The following is a 12,752-nucleotide window of genomic DNA, read 5'->3' as shown; positions in this document are numbered from 1 at the left end:
CCCCGGCGGTCCCGTTCACCGGGTGAACGTGTCGATGGCGGCGATGCGCCAGGCGCCCTGGCGGTGCACGGCGTCCACGGCGAACATCGCCGCCGCGTAGGTGGTCTCCTCGTTCTTTCCGGTACGGGTGTTGCTCTGGTCGGCGAAGATCAGCAGGCGCGCCCGGTCGCCGTCGAGGAACTCCACCGCGCTCTCCGTCACCGTCGTGGTGAGCACGAGCTTCTGCTTCGGCGCCTGTGCGCGTACCTCGGCGAGCATCCCCCGGTGCTGCTCGACGGCTCGGCCGGTCAGGTACGTGCGCGCCGCGCGGTCGGAGCGGGCGGGCGAGGCGTAGTCGTACGAGAAGACCGCGCCGACCGCCTCGCTGATGCGGCCCTTCACCTCGCTGGTGCGGGCGATGTCGGTGAGCGCGGTGTTCTGCCGGGCCGGTTCGCCGCGCAGGCTCGCGGCCGAGGTGAACGCCCAGACGGCGAAGGTCCCGAGGACGACGGTGAGGACGCAGAGCACCGCGGGCAGCCCGACGCGGAGGCGGGCGGCGAACCGGCGTACGGCTGAAGCGGAAGCGGCCCGGCTGCCTTCCTCCGCCGCGACCGCCGCCTCCGCCTCTGCTCCCCGCGCGGCCTCGTCGCCGTTCACGGACTCGTCGCCCGAGCCGGCGACCGGGTGCGGGCCCTCGCCGCTCGTGCCGGGCCCGCCCGCCTTCTCCGGCGCGTCCCCGATCCGCGAAGGCGCGTCCCCGGCCTGCGGCGCGTCCCCGATCCGCGAAGGCGCGTCCTGCGGCTCCGTCGCGGACGCGGAGCGCGGTGGTGCGGTGGTGAGCCGGCGGCGGCGGTTGACGAGGTGGCGGGTCGTCGACATGGCGGGGTCCTCTCGGTGGTGGTGCGGGGGCGGGGCGGGTGGCGGGTCAGCCGGCCGTGCTGCCGACGGGCGCCTGGCCGAGCGCGCTGAGCTTCCACCCCTCGGCGGTCCGGGTGAGGGTGCCGAGCATCCGGCTCTCCTTCACCGCCGGTTCGCCCTTCGGCGCGGCGACGGTGACCCGGAGCGCGACCATCACCCCGGCCCGGCCCGCCCGTTCGTCGAGTTCGGTCACCGCGCCGGCCAGCACCTTGGCGGAGCTGACCGTCTTCGCCGACGTGATCTGCTCGGAGAACGCGTCCCGTCCCTCGACGAGTTGGCGGTGCAGGTCGCCGGTGGTCGACGCCTCCCAGCTGTCCAGCCCCTTCTCCAGAGCGCGGTGGTCGAGGGTGTTCATGTTCTGCACCGCCTGCTCGCCCGCCGCCAGCGCGTCGTCCCGCGCCCGCGCGTAGGAGGCGGCGTCGTCGTGCGCTGCCTCGTAGCGCTGCCACCCGCCCCAGCCCGCCGCGCCGGCCGCCACGACCGTCAGCGCCGTCGCCGCGATCACCAGCGGGTTCCTCGTCGTCCTCACCCGTGCCATGTGCTGCCTCTCCGTGCCCGCCGTACCCGAACCGATGTGCCGCGCCCGCCCGTGCCGCAGGACTGTCACGTGGAGCCGATCTCGACGATCCGCCAGTGGCCGTCGCGCAGTTCGGCGGTCACCGTGAGCTGCGCGGAGGCGGTCGTGGCGGCCTTGCCCCGGCGCTCGTAGACCTGGTCGAGGAAGACCAGGAGGTGGGCGCTGCGACCGGTCAGCCGGGTCACGCCGGCCCGCACGACGTGGGTGGTGAGCGTCAGCTTCTGGTCGGCGGCCTGCTTCTCCACCTGGCCGAACAGCCGCGCGTACTGGCCGAGCGCCCGGCCCGCGAGGACCTGTTTCGCCGACTCCTTGGTGGCGGCGGTGGTCGCGGGCCCGTACGAGAAGATCCTGCCGAGGGCGCTGCTGACGTCCCCCGTCACCCGTGCCGTCGCCTGCGCGTCGGTGAGGGCGAGGTTCGCCGTCGCCGGAGTGTCGCGCAGTTGCCGGCCCTCGGCGTACAGGACACCGCCCGCGGCGAGCAGGACGACGGCGAGGAGCCCGCCCAGCAGGCGGGGCCATCCGCGCCGCCGGGGTCCCCGAGCCGCCTCCGTCGCCGTCTCCGCCGCCTCAGCCTCCGCCTCAGGGGCGTCGGCTTCCGTGCCGGGAGCCGGTTCGTCCTCGGCCGGGCGCGTCCGTAGGGGTGCGTCCGTGTTCGTGCCGTTCACCGTCGCCGTTCCTCCCCGCTCCCTCATCCGCCGCCGCCCGCGCCGATCGCGGTGAGCGCCTTGACCTTCCAGCCGTCCGCCGTGCGGGCGAGGGTGGCCGTGAAGCGTTTGCGCTGGGTGCCGGCCGCGCCGGTGCGCGGGGTGACCCCGACGTCCACGGTCGCGATCAGCTCGGCCGTACCGGCGCGTTCGTCCAGTGCGGTGAGCGCCGCCGCGGTGACCTTCCCGCGCGCGGTGTCGCCCGCGGTCGTCAGGGTGCGGGCGTCGGCGTCCGCCGTGCGGGCCAGCTCGTCGCGGAAGGGGCCGGTGGCGGCGGTGCGCCAGGCGCGCAGCCCGCCGCGTACGGCTGTGGCGTCCGAGCCGTCGAGGCTGTTCAGCGTCGCGAGGTGCCGCCGGCCCTCGGCCAGGGCCGTGTCGCGGGCCTTGGCGTAGGACAGGGCGCGGTCGCCGTGCGCCTGGCTGTAGGACCAGCCGCCGAGGCCGCAGACCAGTGCCGCGACGAGGAGGACGGCCCAGCCGCCCGCCCGTTGGACGCGGGGCGTCATGAGCGGCCTCCCAGGCCGAGCAGCCCGGCCATGCCGTCCGCGGCGGGCGCGGTGCCGGGTGTGCTGCCGAGCGCCCCGGGAAGCCGGTCCCCCGTACCGCCGAGCAGCATCGAGCCGGGCCGGGCGGGCTTCGGAACCGGGCCGCCCTTCGGGGCGTTGGCGCTGCCCCGGACGTTGACGCCGGTGCCCGGCGACGACGTGCACCGGGCCTTGGTGTTCAGGGCGGGCGCGGGCGAGGTGTCGAGACCGTTGCGGTAGGCCGTGCCGCCGTAGCCGGCCGTGCAGGGCAGCGGTTCGAAGAAGGTGACGGCCAGGCCGAACCGGGCGCCGTCCTCATCGACCGCGCTGGCTCCCGCCGCCACGACCGCCGGGAGCTTCACCAGCAGTTCCTCCAGGCCGCGTTGGCGGGTGACGGCGACCTCCGAGGTGGTCAGCAGGTTGGCGACGACGACGCCGAAGGCGGGGTCGAGGTCGCGCAGCAGTCCGCTGATCTGCACGGCGGCGTCCGGGGTGGTGGCGATCAGCCGGCGCAGGTCGGTGTCCGAGCCCTTGAGTTCGGCGGCCAGTTCCTTCGCTCCGGAGGCGAACCCCTTGAGCGCCCGGCCCTGTTCGGCCTGGGTACGGAGCACGGTCTCGCCGTCGGCCATCAGGCGGGTGGTGACCGGCAGGGAGCGGTCGGCGGCCTCGACGAACTCGCTCCCGGTGTCCAGCAGCACCTGGAGGTCGTCCCCGCGGCCTTCGAAGGCGGTGCCGAACTCCTCCACGACGGTCCGCAGGCTCTCCAGGTCGACCGAGCCGGCCAGGTCGTTGACGCTGGTGAGGACGTCGGTGGGCGGCGCGGGGAGCGTGGTGTCGGCCTCGTCGATCACCGAGCCGTCGCCCAGGAAGGGCCCGTCACGGCGGGTCGGGCGCAGGTCGACGTACTGCTCGCCGACCGCCGAGAGGTTGGCGACGACCGCCTGGAGGCCGTCCGGGATGGGCGGGGCGTCCTTCTCGATCCGCAGTTCGGCCTCGACGCCGTCACCGGTCAGCTCGATGGGGCCGACCCGGCCCACGGAGACGCCCCGGTAGGTGACGTTGGAGTGGGTGTAGAGCCCGCCGGTCTGCGGCAGCCGCACCGTGACGGTGTAGTAGCTGCGCAGGCCGACGTAGTGGCCGAGGTCGGCGTAGCGCACGCCCAGGTAGCTGAGGACGAGCACGGCGATGACCAGGAAGGCGATGTTCTTGAGCCGGATGGCGAGGGTGATCACGGGGTGCTCCCCTGCTCGGGCTTCGAGGTCGACGGCACGCCGGGCAGGGGCAGCGGGAGCGCGCCGCGCGCCGCGGCGCCCTCGGCCGGAGGCTTGGGGAGTCCGGGGTCGTCGGGGACCAGGGCCGGTATGACCTGGGTGCCGGGCGCGGCCGTCACGTCCAGGTAGACGTTCAGGTAGTCGCCCTTCACCCCGCGCAGCACCTCGTCGGTGAAGGGGTAGGTGAGCAGCGCCTGGAGGGAGTCGGGGAGGTCCTTTCCGGAGTCGGCGAGCGCCTTGAGGGTCGGGGCGAGTGCCTTGAGGTCGGCGATCATGTCGGCTTTGCTCCGGTTGATGGTGTCGACGGCCACCGTGGAGAGGGTGTCGAGCGAGCGCAGCATGGCGAGCAGGGAGCCGCGCTGCTTCTCCAGGACCTTGAGCCCGGGGCTGAGCCCGGTGAGGACGGTTCCGACGTCCTGCTCGCGGGTGGCGAGGGTGGCCGAGAGCCGGTTGACGCCGTCGAGGGCCCGGGTGATGTCGCCCCGGTTGCCGTCGAGGTCGGTGACGAGCGTGTCGACCCGGTCGAGCATCGAGCGGACCTGCGGCTCCTGCCCGGCCAGTGCCTTGTTCAGCTCGGTCGTGATGGTCCTGAGCTGGTCGACGCCGCCCCCGTTGAGGACCATGGACAGGGCGCCGAAGACCTCCTCGACCTCCGGGTTGCGGTTGGTGCGGACGTACGGGATGCGGTCGCCGTCCGCGAGGGAGCCGCGGGCCGTGCCCTGGGCGGGCGGGGTGAGCTGGACGAACTTCTCGCCCAGGAGGCTGGACTGTTCGAGGCGGGCGTGGGCGTTGGCGGGGAGGTCGATGTCTCCGTTGACCCGCATGGTGACGCGGGCGCGCCAGCCGTCCGGGGCGAGGTCGATGCGGGTGACGCGGCCGACGGAGACGTCGTTGACCTTGACCGAGGACTGCGGCGCCAGGCTGAGGACGTCGCCGAAGTCGGCGGTGATCTCGTACGGGTGGTCGCCGAGGTCGGCTCCGCCCGGCAGCGGGATCTGTTCGATGCCGGTGAAGACCGGTCCGTCGGGGCGGACCGCGACCAGGGCGATCAGCGCTCCGGCGGCGAGCAGGGCGGCGGCCCCCGCGGCCGTGCGGGCAGCTCTCTCGCGCGGTGTGCGGCTCATCGTTCCGCCCCCTTCTTGCGGGCCGGGCCCCGGCTCGCGCTCTGCTTCTCCGGGGTGCCGAAGACCGTGCCGATCTCGGGCAGCGGCAGGACGGGCAGGGCCTTGCGCCGGGTGGCGTCGACCGGCGCGAGTCCGCCGAGGCCGGCGGGGCCGGAGCCCGCGTCGGGCTCCACGAGGGGCCCGCCCATGGACAGTTCGTTGAGGTTGGCCCGGCCGTTGAGGGTCCGGTTGGCGGGGTCGTAGGCGTTGAGGACGTTGCCCGCGGCGAGCGGCAGGGTGTCCATCGCCTCGGCGATGGAGGCCCGCTGGTCGGCGAGGGCCTGGGTGACGGGCACCAGGGCCTCGACGTTCTTCTTCAGCGCGCCGCGGTTCTCGGCGATGAACGTCTTGACCCGGCCGAGGGCGACGCCCAGCTCCCTGAGTGCGGCGCTGAGGTTCTTCTTGTCGTCGGCGAGGAAGCCGGTGACGGAGTTGAGCTGCTGCTCGGCGGCGCGGACGTCGCTGTCGTTGTCCTTGAGCATGGTGGTGAAGGACTGGAGGTACTTCAGGGTGCCGAAGAGGTCGTCGCTGCTGTCGTCGAGCGTCTTGGTCGCCTTGCCGAACTGCTCGATGGAGTCCCCGATGGCCTTTCCGTTGCCGTCGAGGTTCTTCGCCCCGGTGTCCAGGAGGGCGGCGAGCGCCCCGTCGGCGTTGGCCCCGTCCGGGCCGAGCGCCCTGGAGAGTTCGGTGATCGACGCGTAGAGCTGGTCGACCTCGACGGGGGTGGCGTTGCGGGCGGCGGGCAGGACGGCGTCGTCGGCCAGGAGCGGTCCGCTCTCGTAGGCGGGGGCGAGCTGGACGTACCGGTCGGCGACGATGCTGGGGGCCACGACGACCGCGTGGGCGTCCGCGGGGACCTTGACGCCCTCGTCGAGGCTCAGGACCACCGCGACCCGGTCTCCGCGCGGTTCGACGGACCGGACCTCGCCGACCTTCACGCCGAGGACGCGGAGGTCGGATCCGGCGTAGACGCCGGTGGCCCGGTCGAAGTAGGCGGTGACGGTGGTCCGCCCGTCCTCGGCGAGGGACATCACTCCGGTGGTGGCCGTCACGGCGACGACCGCGAGTCCGGCTCCGATGCCGGTGATGCGCGTGAGTCTCATGTCATCGGCCGCCTTGCTTCGGTGGCATGCATCCGGTCGCCGGCGGAGTCCCGGCGGGGAGGTAGTTCCTCGGGACCACCCCGCAGGCGTACGTGTCGAACCAGCGGCCGTTGCCGAGGGTGTTGCCGACGAGCCGGCTGTAGGCGCCGGTCATGGCGAGGACCTTGTCGAGGCTCTTGCGGTTCTTCACGAGGACGGCGGTGACCCGGCCGAGGGAGTCGAGCGTCGGCCTCAGCTGCTTCTCGTTGTCCTCGACGAGTCCGGTGAGCTGAGCGCCGAGGTCGCGGGTGCCGGTGAGCAGCAGGTGGATCGCGTCGCGGCGGGCCTGGATCTCGGCGAGCAGCAGGTTGCCGTCCTCCAGCAGGGTCTCGAAGCTGCTCTTCCGGCCGGCCAGGGTCCGGCTGAGGCGCTTGCTGCCCTGGAGCAGCGTGGCCAGTTCGGCGTCGCGCCGGGAGACGGTGCGCGAGAGGGCCGAGAGCCCTTCCGCGGCGCTGCGCACGTCGGGCGGGGAGTCCTTGAAGGTGGCGGAGATCGTCTCGAAGCTCTTGGCGAGCTGCGCGGTGTCGATCTCCCCGATGGTCTCGCCCAGCCCGTTGAACGCCTGCGTGACGTCGTACGGGGAGGTGGTGCGGCCGGCGGCGATGCGGGAGCCGGGGTCCTGGGCGGCGTTGCCGAGCGGGTCGACGGCGAGGTACTTCTCGCCGAGGAGCGTCTTGACGGCGATGCCCACGGTGGAGGCGTTGCCGATCCAGGCGTCCTGGACGGTGAAGTCGACGCGCACCTTGGGTCCGTCGAGCGCGACGCCGGTGACCTCGCCGACCTTCACCCCGGCGATCCGCACCTCGTCCCCGTCGGTGAGCCCGGCGGACTCGGTGAAGTCGGCGCTGTAGGAGGTGCCGCCGCCGACGAAGGGCAGCGAGTCGGCGCGCCAGGCGGCGAGGCCGAGGAGGGTCAGGACGAGGAGTCCGACGATGCTGACGGAGACCGGGTTGCGTTCCCGGATGGGCGTGATGCTCATGCCTGGCACCTCGGTTGGGTGATCGCGATGCCGGTGGGAGGTGCGCTGCCGTCGTCGGTGGCCACTCCGCTGACCCGGGCTTCGCACAGGTAGAGGTTGAACCACGAGCCGTAGGAGGCGAGGCGGCCGATCGCCTCCATCTTGGCCGGGGTCCGCTGGAGGAAGTTCTCGATCTGCGGGGTGTTGCGGCCCAGTTGGTCGCTGAGGCGGCCGAGGTGGCGGATGTCGTCCTTGAGCGGCGCGCGGCCGTCCTGGAAGAGGTCGGCGGTGACCGTGGTCAGGGCGCCCATCGCCGTCACGGCCTCGCCGAGCGGCTTGCGGTCGGCGGAGAAGCCGGTGACGAGCTGCTGGAGGGTGACCACGAGGTCGTCGAAGCCCTCCTCGCGGTCGTTGACCGTCTTGAGGACGGTGTTGAGGTTCTTGATCACCTCGCCGATCACCCGGTCCTTCGCGGCGATGGTGCCGGTCAGGGAGCCGACGTGCTGGAGGATGCTGTCGACGGTGCCGCCCTCGCCCTGGAGGACCTGGACGATGGAGCCGGCGAGCTGGTTGACGTCCGGCGGGGACAGCCCTTCGAACAGCGGCTGGAAGCCGTTGAAGAGCTGGGTCAGGTCGAGGGCCGGGGTGGTGCGGGAGAGCGGGATGGTGTCGCCGGCGGCGAAGGTCCGGCCGACCGGTCCGACGCCGCGTCCGAGGTCCACGTAGCGCTGGCCGACCATGTTGAGGTACTTGATGGACGCCGTCACGGACGCCGGCAGCGCGCGCCCCCTGCGTACGGCGAAGGAGACCTCGGCGACCCTGCGGTCGGCGACCGCGACGGACTCGACCTGGCCGACCTTCACTCCGGCGATCCGGACGCTGTCGCCGGGGATGAGGCCGGTGGCGTCGGAGAACCGCGCCTTGTAGGTGACGGTGTCCCCCACCCCGGTGTTGGCGATGGACAGGCCGAGGACGGTGGTGGCGAGGACCGTCACCAGGATGAAGACGAGGGATTTGGTGAGCGGTCCCGCGAGGGAGCGGCGTTTCACTTGAGCTTCACCTCCGCACCGCGGAAGGCCGGACCGATGAGCACGCTGCTCCAGTCGGGCAGGGTCTGCGGCTGCACGTTCAGTGACGGGGCGACCAGCTCGTTGACGAGCTGAGACTCCTGGGGCGAGTTGGGCAGGCCGAGCGCGGTGTCCCGGCCGTCGTCGGTGCGGTCGGTGACGTCCTGGGCCCGGCGCGTGTCCGCGGTCGGCGCGTGCTTGCCGACGTAGGGCACCGAGTAGCAGTGCGGTCCGCCGCCGGCGCGGTAGACCGGAGTGTCCCGGCCAGGGACGTACTTCCCCTTGGACGGCACGGACTTGACCGCGACGTGCAGTCCAGGCCGGTCGGTTCCCTTGCCCAGGGCCTTGTCCATGGCGGGCACGAATCCGGCCAGGGTGCGCAGGGTGCAGGGGAAGGACGCGGCGTACTCGCCGAGCAGTTCGAGCGAGGGGCGGCCGGCGGCGGAGAGCCGGATCAGGTTCTCCTTGTTCTCGCGGAGGAAGGAGGTGACGTCCTGGGCCGAGGCGGTCGTGGTGCCGTACAGCCCGGCGAGCCGGGCCTCCTCCTCGGCGATGGTCGAGCTGGTGGTGGTCGCGTCGGTCAGCGCGTCGAGCACGTCGGGCGCGGCATCGGCGTAGAGCGTGCTGACCTTGACGAGCTCCTTGATGTCGGCGTTGAGCGTGGGGAGTTGGGGGTTGAACTTCTTCAGGTGCGCGTCGAGCGTGACGAGGGTGTCGCCGAGCTTCTCGCCGCGTCCCGCCAGGGCCTGGGAGACGGCGGTCAGGGTGGCGGAGAGCTTCTCGGGCTTGACGGCGGTCAGCAGCGGCAGGACGTTGTCGAGGACCTGTTCCAGCTCGATGGCGTTGCTGGAGCGGTCCTGCGGGATCACCGCTCCGGCGCTGAGCGTCCGCTCGGAGGGCACGCGGGGCGGCACCAGGGCGACGAACCGCTCGCCGAAGAGTGTGGTGGGCAGCATCTGCGCGGTGACGTCGGCCGGGACGCGGCCGAGCTTGTCCGGGTCGATGGCCAGGGTCAGCCGGGCTCCCTCGCCGTCGGTGGCGATGGAGCGCACCTGTCCGATGACGACGCCGCGCAGCTTCACGTCGGCGTTGTCGTGCATCTCGTTGCCGACGGAACCGGTTTCGACGGTGACGGTGGCGTCGTCGGTGAAGTCCTTCTCGTACACCGAGACCGAGACCCACACCAGGACGGCGGGGACCAGCAGGAAGGTGACGCCGGCGAGGCGGCGGCGGACGGTGCGGGCGGCGCGTGGACTCATCAGCCGGCCACCTTCACGGTCGTCGTGGCGCCCCAGATGGCGAGGGAGAGGAAGAAGTCGGTGACGCTGATGAGCACGATCGCGTTGCGCACCGACCGGCCGACGGCCACGCCCACTCCGGCGGGTCCGCCGGTGGCGTGGAAGCCGTAGTAGCAGTGGGCCAGGATGACGAGCACGCTGAAGATGAGCACCTTGAGCACCGACAGCAGGACGTCGTCCGGTGAGAGGAAGAGGTCGAAGTAGTGGTCGTAGGTGCCGGCCGACTGCCCGTTGAAGTAGATGGTGATGTAGCGGGAGGCGATGTACGAGGAGAGCAGCCCGATCGCGTAGAGCGGGATGATCGCGACGACGCCGGCGATGATCCGGGTCGTGACGAGGTAGGGCATGGACCGTACGCCCATCGCTTCGAGGGCGTCGACCTCCTCGTTGATCCGCATCGCGCCGAGCTGGGCGGTGAAGCCCGCGCCGACGGTGGCGGAGAGGGCGAGGCCGGCGACCAGCGGGGCGATCTCCCGGGTGTTGAAGTAGGCCGAGATGAACCCGGTGAAGGCCGAGGTGCCGATCTGGTCGAGGGCCGCGTACCCCTGGAGGCCGACGACCGTGCCGGTGAACAGGGTCATCGCGACCATCACGCCGATGGTGCCGCCGATGACGCCGAGTCCGCCGCTGCCGAAGGCCACCTCGGCGAGCAGCCGCTGCACCTCCCGGAGGTAGCGGCGCAGGGTCCGCGGAATCCAGACCAGGGCCTTGACGTAGAAGGTGAGCTGGTCGCCCGATCTGTCGAGCCAGCTGAGCATCGCCATCGGTCAGCTCCCCTTCGCGGGGACGATCTGGAGGTAGATCGCCGTGAGGACCATGTTCACGAAGAACAGCAGCATGAAGGTGATGACGACGGACTGGTTGACCGCGTCGCCGACGCCCTTGGGACCGCCGCGCGGGTTGAGGCCGCGGTAGGCGGCGACGATGCCGGCGATGAAGCCGAAGATCAGGGCCTTGAACTCGCTGATGTACAGGTCGGGGAGCTGGGCGAGGGCGGAGAAGCTCGCGAGGTACGCGCCCGGGGTGCCGTCCTGCATGATCACGTTGAAGAAGTAGCCGCCGAGCGTGCCGACCACGGAGATCAGGCCGTTCAGCAGGACGGCGACGAGCATGGTGGCCAGGACGCGCGGGACGACCAGGCGCTGGATCGGTGAGACCCCCATGACCTCCATGGCGTCGAGCTCTTCGCGGATCTTGCGCGAGCCGAGGTCGGCGCAGATCGCGGAGCCGGCGGCGCCGGAGATGAGCAGGGCCACGATGATCGGGCTGGCCTGCTGGATCACCGCGAGGACGCTGGCGCCGCCGGTGAAGGACTGGGCGCCGAGCTGCTGGGTGAGCGAGCCGACCTGGAGGGCGATGACCGCGCCGAAGGGGATGGAGACGAGGGCGGCGGGCAGGATGGTGACGCTGGCGACGAACCAGAACTGCTCGACGAACTCGCGGAACTGGAAGGGCCGGCGGAAGACGGCCCGGCCGACCTCGATGCCCAGCGCGAAGAGCTTGCCGGTCTCGCGGAGCGGGGCGAGCAGCCGGCTCTCCCGCCGCTGCCCGGGTGCGGGAGCGGTCTTCGGGGCGGCGTCCTTCGGCGGCGGGGCGTCCTCGGGCGGCTCGGGGGGCCGCACCGGCACGGGTGCGGTCACCGGTGCGCCCCTTCCGCGGCGGGGGTGTAGCTGTGGAGGATCGCGGTACGGGCGGCCTCCGGCAGCTGGCCCATCATCGCCATCACCCGCTCGCGGCGGCGCAGCGCGCCCTGGCGTACGGGCATGCCGGGCGAGGGCTCCAGTTGCGGCACGACGGACCGGGGCGCGGCGGTAAGGGCGGTGTTCCCGTTCAGCTGCTCGGCGGCGAGGGTGGCGGCGTCCTTCTCCTCGGACATCCCGATGGGTCCCTCCCGGCGTCCGGCGAGGAACTGGGAGACGACGGGCGTGTCGCTGGTGAGCAGCACCTCGCGGGGGCCGAAGGTGACGAGGTTGCGGCAGAACAGCATGCCCATGTTGTCGGGCACGGTCGCCGCGATGTCGAGGTTGTGGGTGACGATGAGCATCGTCGCGTCGATCTGCGCGTTGAGGTCGATCAGGAGCTGCGAGAGGTAGGCGGTGCGGACCGGGTCGAGTCCGGAGTCCGGCTCGTCGCAGAGGATGATCTGCGGGTCCAGGACCAGGGCGCGGGCCAGGCCGGCGCGCTTGCGCATGCCGCCGGATATCTCGCCCGGCAGCTTGCCCTCGGCGCCGAGCAGACCGACGATGTCGATCCGCTCCATGACGATGCGGCGGATCTCGGATTCCTTCTTGCGGGTGTGTTCGCGCAGCGGGAAGGCGATGTTGTCGAAGAGGGACATCGAGCCGAAGAGGGCTCCGTCCTGGAACATGAGGCCGAACAGCTTCCGCGTCTCCATGATCTCGCGCTCGGGGCTGTTGACCATGTCGACGCCGTTGATGAGCACGCGGCCCTGCTCCGGTTTGAGCAGTCCGATGATGGATTTCAGGAAGACGGTCTTTCCTGTTCCGGAAGGACCGAGCATGACACTCACTTCACCGGCGGGCAGGGTGAGACTGACGTCCTGCCAGATGTTCTGTTTGCCGAAGGACTTCGTCAGGCCCTCGACGACTACTTCGATCCCCATCGGCCCTCCTTCGAAGTGGTGGTGAACATGGTCATCTGTCGGCACTCCGGCTCTGGGTGAATCCGATGGCGGCTCGCCACACGTGCACCAGGGGGCGCACGCTATGTCCGTCGAAACCGCCAGGGCAAGCCGTTGAGCAGCGGGAATCGACGATCGCGGTACGGCGGGCGGATCACTTGTCACTGGATGACAAAATTGTTTCCTGTCTTTGTCGAAACGTGCGCAAGCGCTCCGCCGGCGGGCCTGTTCCGGACGGGGCCGCCACGGGGCGCCCACGCGCCGGACAAGCGGGTTCACACCGCGAACCAGCAGGTGCAGAGGGGTAATCAAGCCGTTCAACCGGGACGCTACGGGTCGGTAACCTGACTTCGCAATACTGGTTACGGAATTTTCTGCGGCGTAACTCCGCGGCTTTGCATTCTTGTTGTCCGATGAGTAGGCGCGCTTCCAAACCTGTTGATCGGTGAGGAGTTCCGGCGCGGGCGGAGGACGCTGGAGGGGCCGGGGCGTCGTTCGGCGGGGCCGCCC

Annotated in this window: 13 protein-coding genes; all 13 read right to left on the bottom strand. The window is 71.6% G+C overall.

The genetic code is table 11. The features are described 5' to 3' along the window. Positions 1–15: 15 nt before the first annotated feature. Positions 16–858 carry a hypothetical protein gene (locus tag EES43_RS26665; protein ID WP_124271106.1) on the bottom strand — a complete coding sequence of 281 codons (843 nt, stop codon included), beginning with the start codon at positions 856–858 and terminating at the stop codon, positions 16–18. 46 nt (positions 859–904) lie between these two features. Next, positions 905–1,435, bottom strand: coding sequence for a hypothetical protein (locus tag EES43_RS26660; RefSeq protein ID WP_124271105.1), 531 nt, complete (start codon positions 1,433–1,435; stop codon positions 905–907). Positions 1,436–1,500: 65 nt separating this feature from the next. Continuing rightward, a complete protein-coding gene (locus EES43_RS26655) occupies positions 1,501–2,139 on the bottom strand; it encodes a hypothetical protein (protein WP_241192540.1) in 639 nt (212 codons plus the stop codon). Between the two features lie 23 nt (positions 2,140–2,162). Then, entirely contained in the window at positions 2,163–2,684 is a 522-nt protein-coding gene (locus EES43_RS26650) for a hypothetical protein (protein WP_124271103.1), read from the bottom strand. Beyond that, on the bottom strand, positions 2,681–3,934 hold the full coding sequence (locus EES43_RS26645) for an MCE family protein (protein ID WP_124271102.1): 1,254 nt from the start codon (positions 3,932–3,934) through the stop codon (positions 2,681–2,683). The genes EES43_RS26650 and EES43_RS26645 overlap by 4 nt, the downstream gene beginning before the upstream one ends. Then, positions 3,931–5,097 (bottom strand): MCE family protein, encoded by a 1,167-nt coding sequence (locus EES43_RS26640; protein ID WP_124271101.1) that lies wholly within the window; start codon positions 5,095–5,097, stop codon positions 3,931–3,933. Before EES43_RS26640 ends, EES43_RS26645 begins: the two co-directional genes overlap by 4 nt. Next, positions 5,094–6,239: an MCE family protein gene (locus EES43_RS26635; protein ID WP_124271100.1), complete on the bottom strand. Its 1,146-nt coding sequence runs from the start codon at positions 6,237–6,239 to the stop codon at positions 5,094–5,096. The genes EES43_RS26640 and EES43_RS26635 overlap by 4 nt, the downstream gene beginning before the upstream one ends. A gap of 1 nt (position 6,240) precedes the next feature. Next, complete coding sequence (locus EES43_RS26630) at positions 6,241–7,257, bottom strand: MCE family protein (RefSeq protein ID WP_124271099.1); 1,017 nt, start codon at positions 7,255–7,257, stop codon at positions 6,241–6,243. After that, on the bottom strand, positions 7,254–8,285 hold the full coding sequence (locus EES43_RS26625) for an MCE family protein (RefSeq protein ID WP_124271098.1): 1,032 nt from the start codon (positions 8,283–8,285) through the stop codon (positions 7,254–7,256). Before EES43_RS26625 ends, EES43_RS26630 begins: the two co-directional genes overlap by 4 nt. Next, complete coding sequence (locus EES43_RS26620) at positions 8,282–9,562, bottom strand: MCE family protein (RefSeq protein ID WP_124271097.1); 1,281 nt, start codon at positions 9,560–9,562, stop codon at positions 8,282–8,284. Before EES43_RS26620 ends, EES43_RS26625 begins: the two co-directional genes overlap by 4 nt. Beyond that, positions 9,562–10,365, bottom strand: a complete 804-nt coding sequence (locus EES43_RS26615; RefSeq protein WP_124271096.1) for an MlaE family ABC transporter permease — start codon at positions 10,363–10,365, stop codon at positions 9,562–9,564. The genes EES43_RS26620 and EES43_RS26615 overlap by 1 nt, the downstream gene beginning before the upstream one ends. A gap of 3 nt (positions 10,366–10,368) precedes the next feature. Further along, positions 10,369–11,241, bottom strand: a complete 873-nt coding sequence (locus EES43_RS26610; protein WP_124271095.1) for an MlaE family ABC transporter permease — start codon at positions 11,239–11,241, stop codon at positions 10,369–10,371. Then, positions 11,238–12,224: an ABC transporter ATP-binding protein gene (locus EES43_RS26605; RefSeq protein WP_124271094.1), complete on the bottom strand. Its 987-nt coding sequence runs from the start codon at positions 12,222–12,224 to the stop codon at positions 11,238–11,240. Before EES43_RS26605 ends, EES43_RS26610 begins: the two co-directional genes overlap by 4 nt. Between the last annotated feature and the right edge of the window lie 528 nt (positions 12,225–12,752).

The sequence above is a fragment of the Streptomyces sp. ADI96-02 genome (genome assembly GCF_003846185.1).
In the GTDB taxonomy this organism is placed as follows: Bacteria; Actinomycetota; Actinomycetes; order Streptomycetales; family Streptomycetaceae; genus Streptomyces.
Note: the sequence above shows the minus strand (reverse complement) of the source record. Positions and strands in the feature narration are given on the sequence as shown.